This is a genomic window from Nocardioides caldifontis, from assembly GCF_008087345.1.
In the GTDB taxonomy this organism is placed as follows: Bacteria; Actinomycetota; Actinomycetes; order Propionibacteriales; family Nocardioidaceae; genus Marmoricola_A; species Marmoricola_A caldifontis.
The window spans coordinates 583,827-606,610 of record NZ_ML701736.1; the positions used below are offsets into that span (position 1 = coordinate 583,827).

Genomic DNA, 22,784 nt, shown 5'->3' on the forward strand with positions numbered 1-22,784 from the left:
GGCCTACTCGCGAGTCCGGACGTGCCGGAAGGGCAGAATGCAAGGCCGACCCCCAGGAGGTTCCGTGCCCGCTCGACGACTGATGCCCACCCCCGAGGCCGCCGACCTGCTCCAGCTGGTGCGGGACGTCAGCGCCAAGGAGCTGCTGCCCGCGGCCGCGGACGCCGAGGCGACGGAGCGGTTCCCGCGGGAGTCGTTCCGGACGTTGGGCCGGATGGGGCTGCTCGGGCTGCCGTACCCCGAGAAGGTCGGGGGCGGCGAGCAGCCCTACGAGGTCTACCTCCAGGTGCTCGAGGAGCTCGGCTCGGTGTGGGCGAGCGTCGGGGTCGGCGTCTCGGTGCACGCGCTCTCGTGCTTCGCGCTGTTCACCGCCGGCACCGAGGAGCAGCGGCAGCGGTGGCTCCCGGAGATGCTCGGCGGTGAGCTGCTCGGCGCCTACTGCCTCTCCGAGCCGCACGCCGGCTCGGACCCGGCGGCGATGCGCACCCGCGCCGAGCGGGACGGCGACGGCTACGTGCTCACCGGGGCGAAGGCGTGGACGACCCACGGCGGCCAGGCGGACTTCTACACCGTGATGGCCCGCACCGGCGACGAGCGCGGCGCGATCTCGTGCTTCCTGGTGCCGGCCGATGCCGAGGGGCTGTCGTCGGACGCCCCGGAGCGGAAGATGGGGCTCACCGGCTCGTCGACCACGACGATGCGCTTCGACGGCGTCCGTGTCGGCGTCGACCGGCGGATCGGCGCGGAGGGCCAGGGGCTGCGGCTCGCACTGGCCGCCCTCGACTCCGGGCGGCTCGGGATCGCCGCGGTGGCCACCGGGCTCGCCCAGGCGGCGCTCGACCACGCGGTCGCCTACGCCAAGGACCGGGAGACGTTCGGCCGCCGGATCATCGACCACCAGGGGCTGGCGTTCGTGCTCGCCGACATGGAGGCGGCGGTGCAGTCGGCCCGGGCGACGTACCTGGCCGCGGCCCGGCTCCGCGACCGCGGACTGCCCTTCGCCACGGAGGCGTCGGTCGCCAAGCTGGTGTGCACCGACAACGCGATGAAGGTGACCACCGACGCGGTCCAGGTGCTCGGCGGCTACGGCTACACCCGCGACTTCCCGGTCGAGCGGTTCATGCGCGAGGCGAAGGTCATGCAGATCTTCGAGGGCACCAACCAGATCCAGCGGATGGTCATCGGCCGGGCCCTCGACAAGGGGACCAGCGCCCGGATCGAGGCCGACCCCGCGTGACCGAGTCGCGTAGACTCGCCCGTTTTGTTCGGCGTGTCGAGTTGACTTTTTTGTTCAACCCAGTCACACGAGGCGACACGCTCCCCTAACCTCACAGGGTGCGCGCCCCCCTCCGGTATGCCCTGACGACCGCCACGGCCCTGCTGCTGACCTGTGCCGGAGCCCTGGCGGCGCTGGCCCCGGCCTCGGCCACCGTGACCCGGCTCTGCCTCACCTACTCCGGCTGCGAGAAGGCCGGGATGGGCCACGCCGGCTACGCCCAGGCCAACCGGGTCATGTACTGGCGGATGTACTCCGGCCACAACTGCACGAACTACGTCGCCTACCGGCTGGTCAAGAACGGCATGCCGAACGTCCGCCCGTGGGACGGCAGCGGCAACGCGACCAACTGGGGCGTCGCGATGGCGAAGATCACCGACAGCACCCCCACCGTCGGCTCGGTCGCCTGGTGGCGCGCCGGTGTCTACCCCGCGGGCTCCTCCGGCCACGTCGCGTACGTCGAGCGGGTCGTGTCGGCCGACGAGATCATCGTCAGCCAGGACAGCTGGGGCGGCGAGTTCTCCTGGGCCCGGATCACCCGCGGCTCCAAGGGGTGGCCGAGCGGCTTCATCCACTTCAACGACAAGAAGACGACCGTCACCAAGATCCCGAAGGTGAAGGGCGCGGCCCGCGTCGGCGCCACGCTCACCGCCACCGCGGGCACGTGGAGCCCGGCGGACGTGACCACCTCCCTGCAGTGGCGCGTCGCCGGCAAGGACGTCAAGGGAGCCACCTCGTCGACCTACCAGGTCCGCCCCGCCGACCTCGGCAAGCGGGTCCGCGTCGTCGTCACCGCGACCCGGTCGGGTTACCCGACAGCGACGGTGATGTCCCGGCGTACCGCGGTCGTGGGCGAGGCCGCGCTCGTGCCGACCGCGGTGCCGTCGGTGACCGGCGACGCCGTCGTCGGCGGCACGCTCACCGCCACCACCGGGACGTGGGACCCGGTGCCCGCCTCGCACTCCTACCAGTGGCTGGTCGGCGGGGTCGCCGTGCCCGGCGCCCAGGCCTCGACCTTCGCACCGCGCCCCGAGCACCTCGGCAAGACGGTCACCGTCCAGGTCACCGCGCGCAAGGACGGGTTCGAGCCGGTCACCGCCACCTCGCGGCCGACCGGCGCCGTCCAGCCCGGCACGCTCGCCGTCGCTCCCCCGGCGCTGGCCGACAGCGACGGCGACGGCAAGCCGACCCCCGGCGAGACGCTGACCGTCACCCCCGGCACGGTGCCCGGCGCGAGCGCCCCGAAGGTCGTCTGGCTCCGCGGCACCACCCCGGTCGCGGGTGCCACCGCCACGAAGTATGCCGTCACCGCGGCCGACCTCGGACAGCCGCTGACCGTCCGGCTCGTGTGGAGCCGCCCGGGCTACAAGGAGACGACCGTCGAGGCGTCGACCGGCCGACCGGTCAAGGCCGTCCCGACCGTCGGCGTCGCCGCGGCTCCCGGCAAGCGGACGCTGGGGCTCACGGTCAGCGTCACCGCCGCCGGCGTCACCACGCTCCCGGGCCGGGTGCGGGTCGTCAGCGGCGGCAAGGTGCTCGGCAAGGCGCGCGCCGCCACGGGCAAGGTCGTGCTCCAGCTGACCGGGCTCGCCCCGGGCACCCGGACGTACCGCATCGTCTACACCGGCGGCCGCGACGTGCGGCGCACGGTGGTGCGCCACCAGCTCACCGTCCGCTGAGCCGGCAGGCCACCGTCCGCGCAGCGGTCAGGACATCGCCGCCATGAAGAGGATCTCGTCGCGGGAGTACTCCCGGCCGGGGTGCTCCGCGGCGAGGTGCTCCTGGGTCAGCCGGACCAGCTCGTCGTCGTCCTCGGCCTCGATCCGGGTGCCGCACGGGCAGCGCAGGCGTGAGCTCATGGCCGTCACGGTAGGCGGCGGACCGCACGGCGACAACGACCCGTGACCACGACCGGTGACGACGACCGGTGACAACGACCCGTGACAACGGCCCTTGGACCAGCCGGTCCGCCGACCGCTACGGTTTCCGGACGAGGATCCGATTCGACGGTTCCGGTGAGGCGGTGGTTCGCCATGACGGTTCACTGGAGGGTCGTCCTCGTGGTCGCCGTGGCGTACCTCGCCGGCTCGACGTACAGCTTCCTGGTCCTCGAGGCGCCCAGCGCCCTCGCAGTCTTCTTCCCGCCCTCGGGCGTGACCCTCGCTGCGCTGGTGCTCACTCCCCGCTCGGCCTGGCCCTGGATCCTCGTCGCGGCCGGGCTGACCGAGGCGGCCAGCGACATGCTGCACGGGATGTCGGCGACGGCCGCACTCGGCTTCGGGGTCACCAACACCGCCGAGCCGCTGGTCTCCGCCCTGCTGCTCACCCGGTTCGTCCCGGAGATCGACCTGCGCCGGCGACGCCACCTCGGCGCCTTCCTGGCGATGCCGGTGCTCGTCGGGCCGCTGGTCGGTGGCTTCCTCGGCGCGACGACGATCGCCCTCACGCTGGACGGGCCGTGGCTCGCGTCCTTCCCCGCGTTCTGGTCCGGTGACGCGCTCGGGGTCCTCACCGTCGGGGGGACGATCCTCGCCGCCCGCGACGTCCGGTGGGACCGGGCCACCGTCCTCCGTTGCCTCGGCGTGGCCCTGGCGGCCCTCGTGGTGACGGTCGTGGCGTTCCTGCCCGAGCACAACCCGCTCGTCTACCTCCCGATCCCGCTGCTGCTCGGGATCGCGCTGCGGTTCGGCCTCTTCGAGGTGCTGCTCGGCGGGCTGGTCGTGACGGCGACCGCCAACGCCGTGAGCGCGCTGGGGTTCGGGCCCTGGGGTGACTCCGTCCTCGACCCGACGGCCGAGGTAGCGACCCTCCAGCTGTTCCTCGCGATCGCCGTGCTCGCCGCCTGGTTGCTCACCGTGGCGCTCGGCGAGCGTGACGAGGCCACGCTGCTCTACGCCCGTGAGCGGGAGTCGGCGCTGCTGCTCCAGCGGGCGCTGCTCCCCCACGTGCCCGACTCGCTGCCCGGCGTGGAGGTCGGCACCCTCTACCGGCCGGCGGACTCGGCCCACGAGGTGGGCGGCGACTGGTACGACGTCTTCCCGCTCGGCGAGCACCACGTCGGCATTGCCGTCGGCGACGTGGTCGGCCACGAGCTGCAGGCGGCGGTCACCATGGGCCGGTTGCAGGCCTCGCTGCGGCTGGCCGCGTCGACCACGCCGCTCGGCCCGAGCTACGTGCTCACCGCCCTCGACGCCGCCACCGCCACGATGCCCGACGCGGTGTGCTCCACCGTCGGGTACGCCGCGTTCGACCCCGTCGCGGGGCGGTTGCGCTACGCCTGCGCGGGCCACCCGCCGCCGTTGCTGGTGACGGGCGGGACGGCGACGTACCTCGACGCCGGACGGTCGACACCGCTCGGCGTCGGCGACGGCCCCCGCGAGGAGGCGGTGGAGCAGGTGCCCGACGGCGCGCTGCTGGTCTGGTACTCCGACGGGCTCGTCGAGCAGCGCCAGCACGGCATCGACGAGGGGCTCGCCAAGCTCGCGATGGCGGCCACCCGGCTCGATCCCGAGGGGTCCCCCGCGCAGTGGTGCGAGACCCTGCTCTCCGACGTGATGGCCGACCACGCCCTCGAGGACGACGTCGTCGTGCTCTGCCTGCGGCTCAGCCAGGTGACGACCGGCGACCACACCGGTGTTCCGTTGTCGGAGGCCGGCGCCTGACGGGCTACCGTGACCCGGTGACGTCGACGAGCACGGTGACGGTGACCCGGTTGTCGGTCACCCCGGTCAAGGGGTTCGGGCTGCGGGAGGTCGGCGAGGTCGCGCTCACGCCGCACGGCGTCCCCGGCGACCGTTCGCTGTTCCTCGCCGACGACGGCGACAAGCTCTTCTCCGCGACCCGCAGCGGGGTGTTCCTCCCCTACTGGGCGGACCTCGACGTCGACACCGGGGTGCTCACCATCGGCCGGGGCGACGACGTGCTGCTCCGCGACGTGCTGGAGCCCGGTGAGCCGGTGCGCGCGCACTTCTTCGGCAGCCGCTACCCCACGGGACGGGTGGTCCGCGGCCCCTGGGCGGCGTGGCTGAGCGAGGTCGCCGGCCGACCGCTGCGGCTCGTGCTCGTCGACGTCCCCGGCGCCGGCTACGACGTGCACCCGGTGACGCTGGTCTCCGAGGCCTCGGTGGCGGCCCTCGGCCGGGAGGCGGACGGGACCCCCCTCGACCCGCGCCGGTTCCGGATGACCATGACCGTCGACGGCGTCGCACCGTTCGCCGAGGACGGCTGGCGGGGACGCACCCTGCAGGTCGGCGACGTCATGCTCCGCGCTGGCGGACCGGTCAAGAGGTGCGCCGCGATCCAGAAGCAGCCCGACGGGGAGCCCTCCGCGGTCAACGCGCTCCGGCTCATCAACGACGTCCGCGGGGTGCAGGACAGCGAGCTCGGCAAGGGGCTGGTCCTCGGCGTCTACGGCGAGGTCGTGCGGCCCGGCGCCCTCCGCGTCGGTGACCGCGTCGAGGTCGCGGAACAGGAGCCCGTCGCGGCGCCGGCCGGCTGACCCCGCCGACCGCCTCGGTCCGAGTCTCGCGCTGCTCCGCGACCGGCGGTGCCGGTGGGTAAGGAGGTGAGCATGGCTCAGCTTGACCCCGAGAACCCCACCCTGCGACGGCTGCAGGGTGAGTGGGCCGCGCGACCGCGCATCGCGCTCGCACTCAAGGCCGCGCTGGCGGCGGCGATCGCGTGGGCGTGCGTCCGCCCGTTCGGGGGGTTCGTCGCGGAGTACGAGTACTACGCGCCCTTCGGGGCCGTCGTCGCGGTGTCCAGCACCCTTGCCAACTCCCTGCGGAGCACCGGCCAGACCGCGGTCGCGATCACCCTCGGCGCCGGGCTCGCGCTGCTCGGCCGCCAGGTCCCGGGGTCGGTGGTCGTCGACCTCGCCGTCGTGGTCGCGGTCGGCACCCTGCTCGCCGGGTGGCCCCGGCTGGGCTCGATGGGCAGCTGGGTCCCGGTCGCCGCGGTCTTCACGATGATCGTCGGTGCGAAGGACCCGTTCACGTACGTGCTCGGCTACCTCGGGCTGACCACCCTCGGGGCGGTCATCGGCGTGCTCATCAACGCCGCGTTCCCGCCGCTGCCCCTGACCCCGGCGAAGCTGGCCCTGCGCCGGCTCCGGCTGGTCCTCGCCGATCAGCTGGCCGCCGTCGCGGACGGGCTCGACCAGCCCTCGGCCCCGACCCTCGAGGAGTGGGACGAACGCCGGCGAACCCTCACGCCGTACCTCTCCCACGTGCACACGCTCGTCCGTGAGGCCGACGAGGGCCGACGGATCAACTGGCGGGCCCGGCACTGGGAGCGCGAGGCCGACCAGGTGTACGACGTCGCCCGCGCGCTCGACCAGCTGAGCTCGCTCGTGGAGCAGCTCGTGGCGATGGTCGTCGAGCGCGAGAGCTCCGACCTGCACGAGGTGGCGCTCGGCCCCGAGATGCGGCCGACGACGGCGGCCGCGCTCCGGTCGATGGGCGAGCTGCTCACGACGATGGACGACGACGAGCAGCTGCACGAACGGCGGGTCGCCACCACCGCCGCCGTCGACGACCTCCGCAAGGCGACGCGACGGGCCTGGCAGGAGGCCGGCGAGGACCGGTTCACCGCAGCCGCGATCGTGACCGTGCTCGAGCGGGCCGTCGAGGCGCTCGCCGTCGAGGAGGAGGACGAGGCGCACGACGAGCAGCTGGAGGGGACCAGTGGCTCGTGATCAGGGGCGGCTCCTGATCAGGGCTGCTGCTTCGTCCGGTGGACGAGCCAGTCGGTGTCGGTGCGGATGAGCGCGTAGCGGACGCTGCCCTCCCGGCCGTGCAGCACGAACAGCAGCCGGCGCTCGTTGCTCCCGACGTCCTCCCACCAGCCGATGTCCGCGATCGACTTGTGCTCGTCCTCGTAGGTCAGGTGGTCGAGGTCGTGGTCGGGCACCGCGACGGCCAAGCGGTCCTCGCGGCTCGTCGGTGGCAGCCCGCGGGGCACCGCCCAGGAGCGCAGCACGCCGTCCTGCTCGAGCCGCAGGTCGAAGTGCGGGCGCGGCTTGCGGTGGTCGTGGAGGACGAACGCCGGTCGGCCGTCGGGCTGGTCGGTCACACCTCCGGTGTACCCCTCAGCGCGGCGTCGGCACCTGCGGTGGGAGGAGGTACATGTACGACGTCAGCCCGGCGTCCCTGCCGCCGCAGGCGTGCCTGGCGACCAGTCGCCACCCGTGCTTCTCGTAGAGCCGCACACCTTCGCGGCCCGGGCTCACCAGCTCGGCCACCGGCGTGAGCCCGCGTGCACGAACGTCGGCCACCGCGGTCGTCAGCAGCGCCGCGCCGATCCCCTGCTCGCGCGCCCGGGGCCGCACGAACAGCCGCGAGACGCCCATGAGCTGCTCGACCGGCCGTCCGGCCTCGCGCCACCGCATCCGCGACACGGCGTCGTGGCCGACCCGGCCGACCGCGACGTGGCCGAGCACCTCGCCCTGCCGCTCCGCGATCCACGCGCCCTCGAGCCCCGCGTCGGTCAGCCAGCCCCGCAGCGACTCGGGCCGCGGGAGCGGGTAGCCGCCCTCCGCCTGCACCAGCCCCAGCAGCCGCGCGCAGGCCGCCACCTCGTGGTCGCGCCGCCGCCGCACCCGCACCCCGGCGGGCAGCATGACCTCTGGCGCGGCGCTCACCTGTGTCGCCGGCGGTGCATCCCCGCGGTGGCGCTGCCGCGCGATCCAACGCTGGAGCGGCACGGTCAGCTGCGCGACGTCGGTCATCGGCACCTCCTGGAGCAGCGGGACGGGCGGGCGGCGTGCTCGGTAGCGCTCCGCGCCCGCCTCCGACGCTAGGACGGCCGGCTCGGCCGGTGAAGGGACGTGCGGCCCTGTCCCGCTCCCCGCCGACCCGTCGCATCTTCACGCCCGACCGCCGCCGAGCCGTCGCATCTTCACCGCGACACCATCGGCGTGGGCGCAGCCCGCCGGTTGGCCTGCCGGGCCGGGATCATCCCCCAGGTCCTCGACTCCAGGTCGGTGGTGCTCGACCAGGGCCGCCGGACCCGGCTGCACACCCACCCCCAACGCATCGCGATGGCCTCCCGCGACAAGCACTGCACCGCCACCAGCTGCACCATCCCGGCGTCGTCCTGCCACGCCCACCACAAACGACCCTGGTCCCGCGGCGGCCGAACCACCGTCCGGGACGGCACGATGCTCTGCCCACGGCACCACCGAATGGTCCAGGACCCCCGCTACACCACCGAGTACGCCAGCGACGGCAAGACCTGCATCACCCGCAACCGGATCAACAGCCGCCAATAGGCCAGCGGTCTCACGGAGACAGGGTGGCGGCGAGGAAAGCTCGCAGCTCCTCGTCGCTGATCCCGTCGGCCTCCTCCAGCGGGAGCCGCAGCGTCCCCTTGCCCGAATCCAGGTGCGGGCGTCTCCCCACCAGTCCCCCGTCCCGCCGACGGCGCGAGCGCAGAAATGGCCTCGACCGCGGCGGCGGGCTGCTTGACTGTCGTGGTGCTCCGCCACCCGGTCCTGACGCTCCTCCTCGTCACCGCACCGGTCGCCCTCTCCCTCACTGCCTGCGGCGCCTCCACAACCGGCGAGAAGATCGAGATCGGCGGCTCGACGGCACTGACCTGGGGCGAAGGGTCGTACGGCGTCGTCCTGGCCCACGGTGCTTCCTACGACGCCGCCAGCTGGGAGGAGCAGGCGGTCGACATCGCCGACGAGGGCACCACGGTGGTCGCAGTGGAGGACATCTCCCCGGACAGCATCGCCGAGGCCGTGCGCCACCTGCATGACGACGGGATCGATGACGTCGCGCTGGTCGGCGGCAGTGCCGGGGCGGACGCGATCCTGCGCCTGTCGACGGCCGAGCCCGAGCTGGCGGACCAGCTGGTGCTGCTGTCACCGAACCGGGTGGTGGAGGGGCTGGGCGAGCAGCCCAAGCTGTTCGTCGCCAGCGAGGACGAGCCAGTCGCCGACGTCTCCCGTGAGCTCGCCGGCACGGCACCAGGGCCGGACAACGAGCTGGTGCTGCTGCCCGGCTCGGCGCACGCGCAGGCGATCTTCGACAGCGAGCACGGCGACCGGACGATGGAGCTGATCCTCGACCGGATCGCCCGCGCGGTCAGTCGGTGAGCCGGACGAGCATCTTGCCGGTGTTCTCGCCCTTGTGCAGCCCGAGGAAGGCGTCGACGGCGTTGCCGAGCCCGTCGACGACCGTCTCCCGGTAGCGCAGCGTCCCGTCGGCCACCCACGCCGGCACCTGCCGGTAGAACTCCGATGCCGCCTCGCGGTGGTCGCTCACGATGAAGCCGCGGAGGGTCAACCGCTTCTGCACCGCCATGAACATGTTGCGCGGCCCCGGCACCGGGTCGTTGTACCCGGCGATGGCGCCGCAGAGCGCGAGCCGGCCGAAGTCCGCCATGTGCCGGATCGCGGCCTCGAGGTGCTCACCGCCGACGTTGTCGAAGTACACGTCGACCGGCCCGTGCGGCTCCAGCAGCGACGCGACCTTGCCGTCCTTGTAGTTGAACGCCGCGTCGAAGCCGAGCTCGTCGGTCAGCCAGGCGACCTTCTCCGCCGAGCCGGCCGAACCGACGACCTTGGCGGCGCCCAGCTTGCGGGCGAGCTGGCCGGCCACCGAGCCCACCGCGCCTGCCGCGCCGGAGACGAAGACGGTGTCGCCCTCACGGACGCCCGCGATGGTGGTGAGCCCGACGTACGCGGTGAGGCCGGGCATCCCCAGCACCCCGAGGTAGGCCGAGGCCGGCACCGCCGCGGCGTCGACCGTGCGGACCTGGCGCGCCGGCAGCACGGCGTGCTCCCGCCACCCCGCCTGGTGCAGCACGACGTCGCCGACCGCGACCGACTCGTCCTCCGAGGCGACGACCTCGCCGACCGCCCCGCCGTCCATCGGCGCGTCGAGCTGGTACGGCGGGATGTAGGACTTCACGTCGTTCATCCGGCCCCGCATGTACGGGTCGACCGAGATGTAGCTGTTGCGCACGAGCACCTCGCCGGGCCCCGGATCGGGCAGCTCGACCTGGACGGTGCGGAAGTTCTCCTGGGTGGGCCAGCCGGTCGGTCGGGAGGCGAGGTGGATCTCGCGGGTGCGCGTCGTCATGGTGCCGATCCTGCCGGGTGGAGCCCGAGCACCGGCCACCGCCTACGCTCGCGACCATGAGCACGACGGCGCCCGCCCGGACGGTCAACCAGAGCCAGATCATGTCCCGACGCGACCTGGATTTCCTGCTGTTCGAGTGGCTCGGCACCGAGGAGCTGTTCGGCCGGCCGAGGTTCGCCGACCACGACCGGTCCACCGTGGAAAGCGTCCTCGAGCTCGCCGAGTCGATCGCGACCACCCGGTTCGCGCCGCACAACCGCGCCGCGGACCTGGCCGAGCCCCGGTTCGACGGCACCCGCGTCGAGCTGCTCCCGGAGGTCGGCGACGCGCTCCGGGCGTTCGCCGAGGCCGGCTTCCCTGCCGCGCCGCTCGACCAGGGCGTCGGCGGGCTCCAGCTCCCGTCGTCGGTGTTCGGCGCCTGCATGGCCTGGTTCCACGCCGCGAACACCGGCACCACGGGGTACGCCCTGCTGACGGCGGCGAACGCGAACCTGCTCAGCGTCCACGGCACGCCGGACCAGGTCGACCGCTACGTGCGCCCGATGCTCGAGGGCCGCTTCTTCGGCACGATGGCGCTCAGCGAGCCGCACGCCGGCTCCAACCTCGCCGACCTGACCACCCGCGCCGAGCCGCAGGACGACGGCACCTACCGGCTCTTCGGCCGCAAGATGTGGATCTCCGCCGGTGACCACGAGCTCGGGGAGAACATCGTCCACCTCGTCCTCGCCCGCACCCCCGGCGCGCCCGCCGGCACCCGCGGGGTGAGCCTCTTCCTGGTCCCCAAGCACCTCGTCGAGCCGGACGGCTCGATCGGTGAGCGCAACGACGTGGTGCTCGCCGGGATCAACCACAAGATGGGGTTCCGCGGCACGGTCAACACGGCTCCGGTCTTCGGCGACGGCGCGTTCACGCCCGGTGGACGCCCGGGTGCGGTGGGCTACCTCGTCGGCGAGGAGAACCGCGGGCTGCGCGTGATGTTCACGATGATGAACGAGGCCCGCATCGGCGTCGGGCTCTGCGCGACCGCGCTCGGCTACACCGGCTACCTCAAGTCGCTCGCCTACGCACGCGAGCGGCTGCAGGGACGCCCCGCCGGCGTCGGCCCGGAGGAGCCGCAGGTCCCGCTGGTCGAGCACGCCGACGTACGCCGGATGCTGCTGGCGCAGAAGTCGTACGCCGAGGGCGCGCTCGCCCTCAACCTGTACTGCTCCCGGCTCGTCGACGACGCGGCGTCGCTCGACGACGAGGGTGCCCGACGGGAGGCGGGGACCCTGCTCGGGGTGCTGACGCCGATCGCGAAGAGCTGGCCGTCCCAGTGGTGCCTGGCCGCGAACGACCTGGCGATCCAGGTCCTCGGCGGGGCCGGCTACACGCGGGACTTCGACGTCGAGCAGCACTACCGGGACAACCGGCTCAACGCGATCCACGAGGGCACCCACGGGATCCAGGCGCAGGACCTGCTGGGGCGGAAGGTGATGCTGGACGGCGGCGCCGGGCTGGGGCTCCTGCTGGACCGGGTGCGTGCGACGGCGCAGCGCGCCTCGGCGACCCAGGACGACGAGGCCGCCGCGCACGCCGCTGCGCTCCTGGCCGCGGCCGACCGGCTGGTCGAGGTCACGGGTGCTCTCGGTGCGCTCGGCGACCCGCGGCTCGTGCTGGCCGACGCGACGGCGTACCTCGAGGCGGCCGGCCACCTGGTCGTGGCCTGGCTGTGGCTGGAGCAGTGGCTGGCGGCGCACGGCAAGGAGGGCGCGTTCTACGACGGCAAGCGCGCGGCGACGCGGTACTTCTTCGCACGCGAGCTGCCGAAGGTCGGGCCGATGCTCGACCTGCTCGCCTCCGGCGACCGGACCACCCTGGACCTCGACCCGGCCTGGCTCTGAGCGAGGACGGGGCCGGCCGGGCCGCGAGCTACCCCTGGTCGAACGCCGCGTCGAACGAGGCAGACGGCAGCTCGAAGTCGAACCGCTTGAGGAACGCCAGGGCCTCCGCGGCGCCGTGCAGCCGGTCCATCCCCGCGTCCTCCCACTCGACCGAGATCGGGCCGGTGTAGCCGGCCCGCGCGAGCGCCCGGAAGCAGTCCTCCCAGGGGACGTCGCCGCGGCCGGTGGAGACGAAGTCCCAGCCGCGGTGCTGGTCGCCCCACGCCAGGTGGGACGAGAGCCGGCCGTTGCGCCCGTTGCCGGTCCGCATCCGCACGTCCTTGCAGTCCACGTGGTAGATCCGGTCGGCGAAGTCGGTGATGAAGCCGACCGGGTCGATCTCCTGCCACACCATGTGGCTGGGGTCCCAGTTGAGCCCGAACGCCGGGCGGTGGCCGATCGCCTCCAGCGTGCGCACCGTCGACCAGTAGTCGTAGGCGATCTCCGACGGGTGCACCTCGTGGGCGAACCGCACGCCGCACTCGTCGAAGACGTCGAGGATCGGGTTCCACCGGTCGGCGAAGTCCTGGTAGCCGGCGTCGATCGTGGCCGCGGGGACCGGCGGGAACATCGCGACGTACTGCCAGATCGAGGAGCCCGTGAACCCGACGACGGTGTCCACGCCGAGCTTCTGCGCCAGCCGGGCGGTGTTCTTCAGGTCCTCCGCCGCCCGCTGCCGCACCCCCTCGGGATCGCCGTCGCCCCACACGGCCGGGCCGACGATCGCGCGGTGCCGGTCGTCGATGGGGTCGTCGCAGACCGCCTGTCCCTTGAGGTGGTTGGAGATCGTCCAGACCTTCAGTCCGTGGCGCTCGAGGATCCCGAGCCGCTCCTGGACGTAGTCGTCGTCGTCCCAGCGGGAGGCGTCGAGGTGCTCCCCCGAGACCGCGATCTCCAGACCGTCGTACCCCCAACCGGCGGCGAGGCCGGCGACCTCGTCGAGGGTGAGGTCGGCCCACTGACCGGTGAAGAGGGTGAAGTTGCGGCCCATGGATGCTCCTTCGTACGTCGGGGTGGGTGCTCGGGTCAGAGGTCGATCGTGGCGCCGCCGCGGCGGTCGCTCTCCTCGACGGCGGCGAGGACCCGCTGGACCGCGAGGCCGTCCTCGAACGACGGGCGCGGCGAGCGGCCCTCGGAGACCGCGGCGAGGAAGTCGGCTGCCTGCGAGGTGAAGGTGTGGTCCCAGCCGAGGATGTGGCCGGGCGGCCACCACGCCTCGAGGTACGGGTGCTCGGGCTCGGTGACGAGGACCCGGGTGAACCCGCCCACCCCGTCTTCCGCCGTGTGCACCCACAGCTCGTTGAGCTGCTCGAGGTCGAAGCGGAAGGCGCCGCCGGAGCCGTAGACCTCGACCTGCAGCCCGTTCTTGCGTCCGGTGGCCACGCGGGAGACCTCGAGCGAGGCCACCGCACCGGAGGTGGTGCGCAACCTCGCCCAGGCGGCGTCGTCGACGGTGACCGGCTCGCGGCCCGACGGGCCCTCGCGCTGGGGGACGAAGGTGCGCAGCTCGCCGCTGACCTGGGCCACCCGCTCACCGAGGAGGTGGTGGAGCAGGTCGACCGCGTGCGAGCCCAGGTCGCCGAGGGCCCCCGATCCGGCAGTCTCCTTGCGCAGCCGCCAGGTCATCGGCGCGGCCGGGTCGGCGAGCCAGTCCTGGAGGTAGCTCAGCCGCACCTCGCGCACGGTGCCGAGCCGCCCCTCGTCGACCAGCCGGCGGGCCAGCGCGAGCGCCGGGACCCGGCGGTAGTTGAAGCCGACCATCGAACGCACACCGGAGGCCTCCGCCGCCTGGGCCGCCTTCACCATCTGCTCCGCCTCGTCAACGGTGTTCGCCAGCGGCTTCTCGACGACGACGTGCTTTCCCGCCTCCAGTGCGGCGAGCGCGACCTCCGCGTGGAGGTGGCCCGGCGTGCAGACGTCCACCACGTCGATGTCGTCGCGCTCGAGGACGCTGCGCCAGTCGGTGCTCCACCCGGCCCACCCGTAGCGACCGGCCGCCTCCTGCACCGCCTGCTCGTCACGGCCGACGAGGAGCTCCTGGCGGACGGCCGGGGCGGAGGGGTAGAACGCACCGACGTTGCGCCAGGCGTTGGAGTGCGCCTTGCCCATGAAGGAGTAGCCGACGACGGCGACCCCGAGGGGGCGGCCGTGGGGGGTGGCGCTCATGCGGTCGCCCTTCCTGTCGAGGTCAGCTCCCGCAGGAACGCCAGGCCGTCGTTGGCGAGCTGGTCCTGGGTCGGGGCCAGCGGCCGCCAGATCGAGGCAGCCGTGGCGATGGAGGCGTTGTCGGCGGTGAAGCTCTCGATGTTCAGCGGACCGGTGTAGCCCACCTCGTCGAGGGCGCGCAGCAGCGCGGGCCAGTCGGTCTGGTCGCCGCCGGGGGCGCCGCGGTCGTTGCCGCAGACCTGCAGGTGCACCAGGTGCTCCCCCGCCGTCCGTACGGCGCCCGCGCTCGACCGCTCCTCGATGCCGAGGTGGTAGGTGTCGAGGGCAAGCCCGACCGCCGGGCCGAGGAGCCCGTCGAGCGCCGTCAGCGCCTGTTCGGTCGTGTTCACCAGTGAGGTCTCGTAACGGTTCAGCGGCTCGATGCCGAGCCGGGCGCCGCGCTCCCCCGCATGCGCGGCGACCGGAGCCAGGTGTTCGCGCCACTCGGCGTAGGCCGCGTCGCGCTCGGCTGCCGACATCCGCCAGACCCGACCGGTGGCGGCGTAGAACGGGCCGCACACCGAGGGCGCCCCGATCGCGACCGCGAGGTCCAGGCACGCGCGCAGGTAGTCCTGCGTCGCGGCGACCGCGTCGGGAGTGGTGGCCACCAGGTCACGGCCGGGGGCCATGGCGCCGACCACGTAGGGGCGCAACCCGGTCTCCTCGAGGAGCGGGCCGGCGACGTCGGCGCTCCAGTCCCCGGGGTTCTCGAGCGGCAGCTCCACCGCGTCGAACCCGAGCGCGGCGACCTTGCGCAGCACCGACGGGAGCAGCTCGTCCGTCAGAGGCGAGGTCCACACCCAGGTGTTGATGCCGATGGCTCTCACACGATGCCTTCCGAGATTCTGGTCTGGCATTTCTGTAGCGGTGACAACTCGTGCCGGGCCACGGGCGCCCAGGGTGCGGACGCCCGCGGCCCGTGATCATGACCCGTCAGGTCACGGGATGATGCGTTCCTGCCACACGTCCGGGTAGCCCGGCAGGTCCTCCCCGCCGAACTTCGCGTAGTGGCCGTCGGGCATCCCGTCGTTGGCCTCCAGGAACTGCGCGCGCTCCTCCTCGGTGATCGGCACCTGCGGGAGCACCCACTCCTTCGGGACCTCCTCGCCCTTGAAGATCTTCTCCACCGCGAGCAGCGGCGTCCGCCACTGGAAGTTCGAGTACACGGGGGCGAGGCCGGTCAGCCCGGTCTCCTCCCACTTGCGCAGGAAGCTCATCTCGTCCTCACCGGTCATCACCGGGAGGTCCGCACCCGCGTCCTCGAAGGCCTCGATCGCTGCGACCGCGCCGTCACCGGCGTCCATCCAGACGCCGTGCACGTCGCCCTTGGCGAGCTCGTCGGAGATGATCGACTTGATCTCGGTCGGGTCGGCGCCGGTGAAGTAGTCGACGGCGTCGATGCCGTTCTCCTCGAAGATCTTCTCGGCGGCCGCCCAGCGGTGCTCGAGCACGTCGACACCGGGGAGGATCCGGAGCGCGACGACCTTGTCGCCCTCCTCGAGGTTCTCGCTGAGGAACTCGGCGGTGTCGATGCCCCAGGCGTAGCCGCCGATCGGGTGGATGAACGTCGTCGGGCAGTCGGTCTCGACGCCGCGGTCGAACACGATCACCGGCTTCCCCGTCTCGCACGCCCGCTCGACGCCCGGGGTGAGCGCGGCGGTCGAGTTCGGCGAGATCACGAAGGCGTCGCAACCGCCCTCGGAGATGAAGTAGTCGATGTCGGAGAGCTGGGTGTTGTCGTCGGCCTGCGCGTCACGGGTCTCCATCTCCGAGATCACGCCGGCGTCCTGGAGGACCTTCAGCTGCTCGTTCATGGTGATCCAGCCGGTCTGCCGCCACGGGTTGTCGATCGAGGCGTTCGAGAAGCAGACCTTCTTCGCACCCTTCGCCGCGAAGGACGAGGTGTCAGTCATCTCACCGTCGATGTACTGCAGCCACGGCTGCTCGGGGTCACCCTCGAAGGTCGCGGAGCGCTGCTCGAACTGCTCGTCGTAGTCGGCCTGGACGAACCACTCCTCGCTGCTGCCCTCGGTCTCCTCGCTCGACCCCTCGGCCTGCGGGGCGGGGTCGTCGACGTCGTCGGTGGAGCAGGCGGCCAGCGCGACCACCGCCGCGACGGCGACCGAGCCGCGGATCAACTTTCTGCGCATCAGGACTCTCCTTGTGTGGTGCCCGGGACGGGCGTGCCGGGGCTGGCTGGACTGGTGGCTGGACTGGTGGCTGGACTGGTGGCTGGATCGGGACCGGCGGGGCTGCGTGAGGCCGGACGACGGCCGGCCGACCAGGCGCGACCCGCCACCGCGACGGCGGCGATGATGATCACGCCCTGCACGGTGTCGCGCCACGTGGACTCGACCCCGAGGAAGTTGAGCAGGCTGAAGAGGAGCTCGAGGGCGAAGGCGCCGGCGGCCGCGGAGAGCACCCAACCGCGCCCGCCCCCCAGGACGACGCCACCGAGGACCACGGCGGTGATCGCGGTGAACTCGTAGCCGCGGCCGACGGAGGGGTGCACGCCGGCGTACCCGACCAGGATGATGCCGGCGACCGTCGCGGAGAGCGACGAGAGCACGAACGCGCGGGTCTTGAGCCACCACAGGGTGGTCCCGGCGAGCCGGGCCGCCTCCGGGTTGTCACCCGCGGCGATCAGCGTCCGGCCGAAGGGGCGGCGCATCAGCACGACCGCACCCACCGCGAGCACCAGCAGGATCAGCGCCGGGTAGGGGATCACCTCGAGCACCGGGACGCCCTGGATGCCGCCCCGTCCGATGTTGCGGAACGAGTCGGCCGGGTTCCCGGTCGCCGCTCCGCCGGTCAGGTAGAGCACCAGCCCCGAGAGGGCGAGCATCGTCCCGAGCGTGACGATGAAGCTGGGCACCTTGAGCAGCGTGGTCAGCAACCCGTTGACCAGCCCGATCAGGACCCCGAGCCCGATCATCAGCAGCAGGACCGGGACGACCTTGCCGTCGTCCTGGCCGATCAGGTTGCCGGCCATCACGACCTGGGCGGTGATGACCGCCCCCATGGAGAGGTCGAACTCGCCTGAGACGATGACGAAGTACTGCCCCATCGCCGCGATCGCGATCGGCGCGGTGCGCCCGACGAAGCGGATCAGCGACCCGGGCTCGCCGAAGCTCGGGTTGGCGACGACCACCGCCACCAGCAGCAGCGCTGCGAGCACGAAGACCCCGCCGCCCGGCGTCTGGAGCGCCTCGACGAGCCGTCGACCGGGCCCGCCCCGGTGCTCGGGGATCGGCGGGCGCGCCCCGCTGACCGGGACCACCGTCGGCGCGCTCATCGGGCCTCCTCCAGGACCCGGTCGGTGACCGATGGTCGCTCGAACCTCGCCAACCGACGGTGGGTGTCCCGCCGTGCGTAGACCGCCACCGCGGCGACGATGACCAGGCCGCGCACCGCGTCCTTGAGGAACGCGTTGAGCGACATCACGCTCATGAGGTTGTCGAGGACCGCGAAGATCGCGACGCCGCCCAGCGTGCCGAGCACGTTGCCCTTGCCGCCGGCAAGGAGGGTGCCGCCGAGCACGACCGCGGCGATCGACATCAGGTCGTAGCCGCCCTGGGAGCCGATCGTCGGGCTGCCGACGCTGAGCCGCGAGAGCAGGAGCAGCCCGGCCATGCCGGCGAGCACCGAGGACAGCAGGTGCGCCGCCACCACCGGCGTCGTGGTGCGGACCCCCGACATGCGAGCCACCTCGCGGTTGCCGCCCACGGCGTAGAGGTGCATCCCGAGCCGGGTGCGGCGGAGCATGAGGATCACCAGCACCGCGCAGCCGAGCATGATCAGCACCGAGATCGGCACCGGGCCGATGCGCGTCGCGCCGATCAGCCGGAACGACCGCGGCGCCTCCCCGTGGCTCCCCTTGTAGTTGGTGGCGAGGTAGCCGCTGATGATCAGCCCCATGCCGAGGGTCGCGATGAACCCGTGCACGTCGAGCAGCGTCACGACGAGCCCGTTGACCAGCCCGATGACCGCGCAGACCGCGAGGGCGGCGACCACGCCGGCGAGCACGTTCGAGGACTGCCCGGCCATGATCCCCCCGGCGACGAGGCTGCTCAGGCTGGTGACGTAGGGGACCGAGAGGTCCAGGCTCCCGGCGAGGATCACGAGCGTCTGCCCCACCGCGATGAAGCCGAGGACCCCCGTGCCGGTGAGGATCGTGGTCAGGTTGCCGGTGCTGAAGAAGTTGCGCCCCTGGGTGGCGGTGAGGATCGCGGCCAGCACCACCACGAAGACGAGGACCAGGTAGACGATCCCGGTCGAGGTGAGGGTGACGCTGCGCCGCCCGCCCTGCTCCACCGCGCTCATGCCGAGCGCTCCTGGACCACGGCACCGGTGGCGACCTGGAGGACGTCCTCCTCGGTCGAGCCACCGGGCAGCTCGCCGGCCAGCCGGCCGTCCTTCATGACCAGGATCCGGTCGGACATCCCGATCACCTCGGGGAGCTCGCTGGACACCATGAGGATCGCCACGCCCTGCGCGCTGAGCCCCCGCATCAGCTCGTAGACGGCGTGCTTGGCACCGACGTCGATCCCGCGGGTCGGCTCGTCCATCAGCACGACCTGCGGCTCGATGCTGAGCCACCGCGCCAGGACGACCTTCTGCTGGTTGCCGCCGGAGAGGAACTGGACTTCCTGGTCGAGGCTCCGGGCGGACACCGCGAGGGAGGAGAGCACGCCGGGCATCTGCCGGCGCGCCGCCGAGGTGCGCCCCGGGAGCACCGCGCGTACGACGCCCAGCGCGTTGTCGAGGATCGTCTGCTGGAGGGAGAGCCCCTTGCCCTTGCGGTCCTCGGTGACGAGGGCGATCCGGTGTCGGACGGCCTGGCGGGGCGACCGGATCCGCACCGGCCGGCCGTCGAGAAGCAGCTCCCCGCGGGTGAACGGGTTGACGCCGAAGACTGCCTCGACGAGCTCGGTCCGCCCCGATCCCTGGAGCCCGGCCAACCCGACGATCTCGCCCGCCCGGAGGGTGAGGTCGATCCCGTCGACGTACCCGTTGCCGGCCCCGCGGAGCCGGAGCCGCTCCTCCCCCACCCGGGTGCCGGGCAGCGGGTCGGGGAAGAACGAGGAGATCGACCGGCCGACCATGAGCCGGACCAGCGTGGCGTCGTCCAGGTCGCCGGCCGGCCGGGTGTCGACGAGCCGGCCGTCCTTGAGGACGGTGATCGTGTCGCAGAGGTCGAAGATCTCCTTCAGCCGGTGCGAGACGTAGAGGATCGCGACGCCGCGTGCCTTGAGCCGGGCGATGATCGCGTAGAGCAGCGTCACCTCGTGGTCGGCGAGCGCCGCTGTGGGCTCGTCCATGGAGATGATCCGGGCGTCGTAGCTGACCGCCTTCGCGATCTCGACCACCTGCTGCTCGGCCACCGAGAGCGACCGCACGCTCCGGGTGGTGCGGAGCCCGGTGACACCGAGTTCCTCGAGCAGCTCGGCGGTGTCGCGGTGCATGCGGGCGGTGTCGACGACCCCGCGGTCGCGCGGTTCGCGGCCGAGGTAGACGTTCTCCGCGATCGAGCGGTCCGGGAGCAGGTTGAACTCCTGGAAGACGGTCGAGACCCCGGACTGCTGGGCCTGCACCGGGTGGCTGAACCGCACCGGGCGGCCGTCGATCTCGACGGTGCCGCCGTCGGGCTGGTGGACGCCGGCGAGGATCTTCATCAGCGTCGACTTGCCCGCGCCGTTCTCCCCGACGAGGCCGTGGACCTCCCCGGCGCGGAGCTCGAGGTCGACGTCCTGGAGCACCGGGTTGCCGAAGAAGTGTTTGGTGAGCCCGACGGCGCGGAGCAGCACGGCACCGGCACCCGGCGCGCTGGAGGCGTTCTCTGGCTGCACAGCGGCACCATGGCACGCGTCACATACTTTTGTCGAGCACCGAACGAAAGTTGCGTGCTGGACGATCAAAGTGTCCCGGTGGTTCACTGTCCGCCGTGCAGACCAGCGACATCTTCGAGCTGTTGCGCGACGGTCGGCCCCGCACCCGGACCCAGCTCGCCCAGCTCACCGGGCTGGCCCGGTCGACGGTCGCCGCGCGCATCGACGTGCTGGTCAGGCTCGGCCTGGTGGCGCCCTACGGCGACGCCGCGTCGACCGGTGGACGCCCCCCGTCGCTCTTCGCCTTCAACCCCGGCGCCCAGGTCGTCGTCGGCGTCGACATCGGCGCGACCCACGCCCGCGCGGTGCTCGCCGACCTCTCCGGGGCGCTGCTCGCGGAGACCCGCGCGCCGCTGGACGTCGCCGCAGGCCCGGAGGAGGTGCTCGGCTGGGTCCGGCGCACGGTCGACGAGCTGGTCGGCGCCGATGCCGCCCGACTGGGCGCCATCGGCATGGGGCTCCCGGGCCCCGTCGAGCACTCGACCGGGCGGCCGATCAACCCGCCGATCATGCCGGGCTGGGACAGGTACGACGTGGTGGGCCACGTCCAGCGCCACCACCCGGTGCCGGTGCTGATCGACAACGACGTGAACATCATGGCGCTCGGCGAGCAGCGGACGCACTGGCCGGACGTCGACGACCTGGTCTTCATCAAGGTCGCCACCGGCATCGGCGCCGGCATCATCTCGGGCGGTTCCTTGCAGCGCGGCGCGCAGGGCACGGCCGGCGACCTCGGCCACGTCCGGGTGAGCCGCGCCGACGGCATGGTGTGCAGGTGCGGCAACGAGGGGTGCCTGGAGGCGATCGCCGCGGGCCCCGCCGTCGCCGCGCGGCTCCGTGAGGCCGGCGCCGACGTGACCGGCTCCCAGGACGTCGTCGAGCTGATCCGCGCCGGCGACCTTGCCGCCGTCCAGGCCGTCCGTGACGCCGGCCGCGACATCGGCGAGGTCGTCGCCACCCTGGTGAACCTGATCAACCCGTCCGTCGTGGTGATCGGCGGTCGGCTCGCCGCGGCCGGCGAGCAGCTGCTCGCCGGGATCCGCGAGGTGGTCTACCGGCGGTCGTTGCCGCTGGCCACCGAGCACCTCCGGGTCGTCCCGTCGGCTGCGGGCGAGCAGGCCGGCGTCCTCGGGGCCGCGGCGCTCGCGATCGGCCACGTCCTCTCACCGGCCGCCATCGAGGTGGCCAGCGCGTCCGTCGGCAGCAAGGTCGGCGGCAGGGCTGCCAAGTAGCGCCCGTCTCGCTCAGCCCGCGGCCTCGCGCTCGTCCTCCAGCCGTTCCTTGCTGCGCACCAGCCGGAGCAGCGTGACCAGTCCCAGCCCGCCGAGCATGTTGCCGGCGACGGTGTAGGCGAACCACTGCAGCCAGTCGAGGTAGCCGAAGGTCGCGTCGCCGGTGCGCAGAGCACCGAAGATCAGCAGCGAGTCGAGGATCGAGTGGAACATCTCGAGCCCCGCGAGCAGGAACGCGGCGGCGACCGCGGCGACGATCTTGGCGGGCATGTCGTCGGTCCCGTGCTGCATCCGGGTCATGAGCGTGATGACCATCCCCGCCAGGACCGCAAGGGCGAACGTCTCCGCGCTGAGCGGAGCGGTCGCGAAGTGGGTGCCGGAGGTGACCAGCTCCTCGTGCAGCGCGGGGAAGGCGAGTACCACGAGCCACATGATCAGCCACCCGCCGACGAGGTTCGCCGCGAGCGTGCCGCCCCAGAGCTTGGCCAGCTGCACGGGGCCAGCCCGCTTGGCGGCGACGGTCACGACCGGGATCAGGAACCCCTCGGTGAACAGCTCGCTGCGCCCGAGCAGCAGCGCCAGGAACCCGACGGAGAACGCCAGTCCGCCCAGCAGCGGGTTCCCGGTCGCGTGCACGACCGCCACGAGGGCGAGCACGCCGATGGCGACCTCGGTGCCCCCGAAGAAGCCGGTCACCAGCACCTCGCGCCACGGCCGGCCGAGGCGCTGGGCACCCTCCGAGACCTGCCGGTCGAAGGCCGCCTCGAGGGCGTCCTCCATCGGTCCGTCGCTCTCGCCGATGACGTGCCGGTCCTGCTGCGCGTGCTCTCGTCGCTCGGTCACGGTTCCCCTCTCACTGCAGGAGGGGTGCCCGGTACGGCCGTGCGCCAACCCCGGGCTACCGGGGTCGGCACACGCCGTCGCGACGGGGCCGGACGGTCAGAGCGAGAACCGGCCGACGAGGGCCTGCATCTCCGCAGCCATCCGGGCCAGCTCGTCCGCAGCCTGGTTCGTCGACTGCGCCGCCGCACCGGTGTCCGCCGCCGTCCGCGCCACCCCGGTGATGTTCACCGCGATGTCCGCCGACCCCGTCGCCGCCTCCGCCACGTTGCGCGACATCTCATTCGTCGTCGCGGTCTGCTCCTCCACCGCCGACGCAATCGTGGTCTGGG

General features: G+C 72.7%; 21 protein-coding genes and 1 pseudogene. 9 read left to right on the top strand and 13 right to left on the bottom strand.

Annotation, left to right across the window (positions count from 1 at the left end; genetic code table 11):
* The first annotated feature begins 64 nt into the window (after window positions 1–64).
* Both FIP57_RS05545 and FIP57_RS05550 read left to right on the top strand, forming a co-directional pair.
* Window positions 65–1,237 carry an acyl-CoA dehydrogenase family protein gene (locus tag FIP57_RS05545; protein WP_148572491.1) on the top strand — a complete coding sequence of 391 codons (1,173 nt, stop codon included), beginning with the start codon at window positions 65–67 and terminating at the stop codon, window positions 1,235–1,237.
* 98 nt (window positions 1,238–1,335) lie between these two features.
* Window positions 1,336–2,955, top strand: coding sequence for a CHAP domain-containing protein (locus tag FIP57_RS05550; RefSeq protein WP_148572492.1), 1,620 nt, complete (start codon window positions 1,336–1,338; stop codon window positions 2,953–2,955).
* Window positions 2,956–2,982: 27 nt separating this feature from the next.
* Here FIP57_RS05550 and FIP57_RS05555 read toward each other — a convergent pair whose 3' ends face one another.
* Window positions 2,983–3,135 carry a DUF1059 domain-containing protein gene (locus tag FIP57_RS05555; RefSeq protein WP_148572493.1) on the bottom strand — a complete coding sequence of 51 codons (153 nt, stop codon included), beginning with the start codon at window positions 3,133–3,135 and terminating at the stop codon, window positions 2,983–2,985.
* A gap of 174 nt (window positions 3,136–3,309) precedes the next feature.
* Between FIP57_RS05555 and FIP57_RS05560 the strand changes: the two genes are divergently transcribed.
* From FIP57_RS05560 to FIP57_RS05570, 3 genes are all read left to right on the top strand, one after another.
* On the top strand, window positions 3,310–4,938 hold the full coding sequence (locus FIP57_RS05560) for a PP2C family protein-serine/threonine phosphatase (RefSeq protein ID WP_148572494.1): 1,629 nt from the start codon (window positions 3,310–3,312) through the stop codon (window positions 4,936–4,938).
* Window positions 4,939–4,955: 17 nt separating this feature from the next.
* Window positions 4,956–5,774: an MOSC domain-containing protein gene (locus FIP57_RS05565; RefSeq protein WP_162529690.1), complete on the top strand. Its 819-nt coding sequence runs from the start codon at window positions 4,956–4,958 to the stop codon at window positions 5,772–5,774.
* A 72-nt stretch (window positions 5,775–5,846) separates the two neighbouring features.
* The gene (locus FIP57_RS05570; protein ID WP_148572496.1) at window positions 5,847–6,971 is read left to right on the top strand and encodes an FUSC family protein; all 1,125 of its coding nucleotides are present in this window, start codon (window positions 5,847–5,849) and stop codon (window positions 6,969–6,971) included.
* A gap of 17 nt (window positions 6,972–6,988) precedes the next feature.
* Here the strand turns inward: FIP57_RS05570 and FIP57_RS05575 are convergent, their stop codons facing one another.
* Both FIP57_RS05575 and FIP57_RS05580 read right to left on the bottom strand, forming a co-directional pair.
* Window positions 6,989–7,348 (bottom strand): DNA polymerase ligase N-terminal domain-containing protein, encoded by a 360-nt coding sequence (locus FIP57_RS05575; RefSeq protein WP_148572497.1) that lies wholly within the window; start codon window positions 7,346–7,348, stop codon window positions 6,989–6,991.
* 16 nt (window positions 7,349–7,364) lie between these two features.
* Window positions 7,365–8,003, bottom strand: coding sequence for a GNAT family N-acetyltransferase (locus FIP57_RS05580; RefSeq protein WP_148572498.1), 639 nt, complete (start codon window positions 8,001–8,003; stop codon window positions 7,365–7,367).
* Window positions 8,004–8,192: 189 nt separating this feature from the next.
* On the opposite strand from FIP57_RS05580, the gene FIP57_RS05585 reads away from it, so the two are divergent.
* Window positions 8,193–8,546, top strand: a complete 354-nt coding sequence (locus tag FIP57_RS05585; protein ID WP_148572499.1) for an HNH endonuclease signature motif containing protein — start codon at window positions 8,193–8,195, stop codon at window positions 8,544–8,546.
* Between the two features lie 192 nt (window positions 8,547–8,738).
* A complete protein-coding gene (locus FIP57_RS23565) occupies window positions 8,739–9,377 on the top strand; it encodes an alpha/beta fold hydrolase (RefSeq protein WP_203231071.1) in 639 nt (212 codons plus the stop codon).
* Here the strand turns inward: FIP57_RS23565 and FIP57_RS05595 are convergent.
* Window positions 9,367–10,365, bottom strand: a complete 999-nt coding sequence (locus tag FIP57_RS05595) for an NADP-dependent oxidoreductase (protein ID WP_148572500.1) — start codon at window positions 10,363–10,365, stop codon at window positions 9,367–9,369. The two genes, FIP57_RS23565 and FIP57_RS05595, sit on opposite strands and share 11 nt — an antisense overlap.
* Before the next feature lie 56 nt (window positions 10,366–10,421).
* On the opposite strand from FIP57_RS05595, the gene FIP57_RS05600 reads away from it, so the two are divergent.
* A complete protein-coding gene (locus FIP57_RS05600) occupies window positions 10,422–12,248 on the top strand; it encodes an acyl-CoA dehydrogenase (RefSeq protein ID WP_148572501.1) in 1,827 nt (608 codons plus the stop codon).
* A gap of 28 nt (window positions 12,249–12,276) precedes the next feature.
* Here the strand turns inward: FIP57_RS05600 and FIP57_RS05605 are convergent, their stop codons facing one another.
* The 7 genes from FIP57_RS05605 to FIP57_RS05635 form a co-directional block, all read right to left on the bottom strand.
* Window positions 12,277–13,278: a sugar phosphate isomerase/epimerase family protein gene (locus FIP57_RS05605; protein WP_148572502.1), complete on the bottom strand. Its 1,002-nt coding sequence runs from the start codon at window positions 13,276–13,278 to the stop codon at window positions 12,277–12,279.
* A gap of 35 nt (window positions 13,279–13,313) precedes the next feature.
* Window positions 13,314–14,453, bottom strand: coding sequence for a Gfo/Idh/MocA family protein (locus FIP57_RS05610; RefSeq protein ID WP_148572503.1), 1,140 nt, complete (start codon window positions 14,451–14,453; stop codon window positions 13,314–13,316).
* Window positions 14,450–15,319: a sugar phosphate isomerase/epimerase family protein gene (locus FIP57_RS05615; RefSeq protein ID WP_203231072.1), complete on the bottom strand. Its 870-nt coding sequence runs from the start codon at window positions 15,317–15,319 to the stop codon at window positions 14,450–14,452. Before FIP57_RS05615 ends, FIP57_RS05610 begins: the two co-directional genes overlap by 4 nt.
* Window positions 15,320–15,430: 111 nt before the next feature.
* On the bottom strand, window positions 15,431–16,642 hold the full coding sequence (locus tag FIP57_RS05620) for a substrate-binding domain-containing protein (RefSeq protein ID WP_148572505.1): 1,212 nt from the start codon (window positions 16,640–16,642) through the stop codon (window positions 15,431–15,433).
* Window positions 16,642–17,787, bottom strand: coding sequence for an ABC transporter permease (locus FIP57_RS05625; protein ID WP_148572506.1), 1,146 nt, complete (start codon window positions 17,785–17,787; stop codon window positions 16,642–16,644). The genes FIP57_RS05620 and FIP57_RS05625 overlap by 1 nt, the downstream gene beginning before the upstream one ends.
* A complete protein-coding gene (locus FIP57_RS05630) occupies window positions 17,784–18,815 on the bottom strand; it encodes an ABC transporter permease (protein ID WP_148572507.1) in 1,032 nt (343 codons plus the stop codon). Before FIP57_RS05630 ends, FIP57_RS05625 begins: the two co-directional genes overlap by 4 nt.
* Window positions 18,812–20,341, bottom strand: coding sequence for a sugar ABC transporter ATP-binding protein (locus tag FIP57_RS05635; RefSeq protein WP_148572508.1), 1,530 nt, complete (start codon window positions 20,339–20,341; stop codon window positions 18,812–18,814). Before FIP57_RS05635 ends, FIP57_RS05630 begins: the two co-directional genes overlap by 4 nt.
* 95 nt (window positions 20,342–20,436) lie before the next feature.
* Between FIP57_RS05635 and FIP57_RS05640 the strand changes: the two genes are divergently transcribed.
* Window positions 20,437–21,612 (top strand): ROK family transcriptional regulator, encoded by a 1,176-nt coding sequence (locus FIP57_RS05640; RefSeq protein ID WP_238993296.1) that lies wholly within the window; start codon window positions 20,437–20,439, stop codon window positions 21,610–21,612.
* Window positions 21,613–21,624: 12 nt separating this feature from the next.
* Here FIP57_RS05640 and FIP57_RS05645 read toward each other — a convergent pair whose 3' ends face one another.
* Both FIP57_RS05645 and FIP57_RS05650 read right to left on the bottom strand, forming a co-directional pair.
* On the bottom strand, window positions 21,625–22,455 hold the full coding sequence (locus FIP57_RS05645; protein WP_238993297.1) for a formate/nitrite transporter family protein: 831 nt from the start codon (window positions 22,453–22,455) through the stop codon (window positions 21,625–21,627).
* 96 nt (window positions 22,456–22,551) lie between these two features.
* Window positions 22,552–22,784 (bottom strand): annotated as a pseudogene (locus tag FIP57_RS05650) (methyl-accepting chemotaxis protein); the annotation flags it as partial.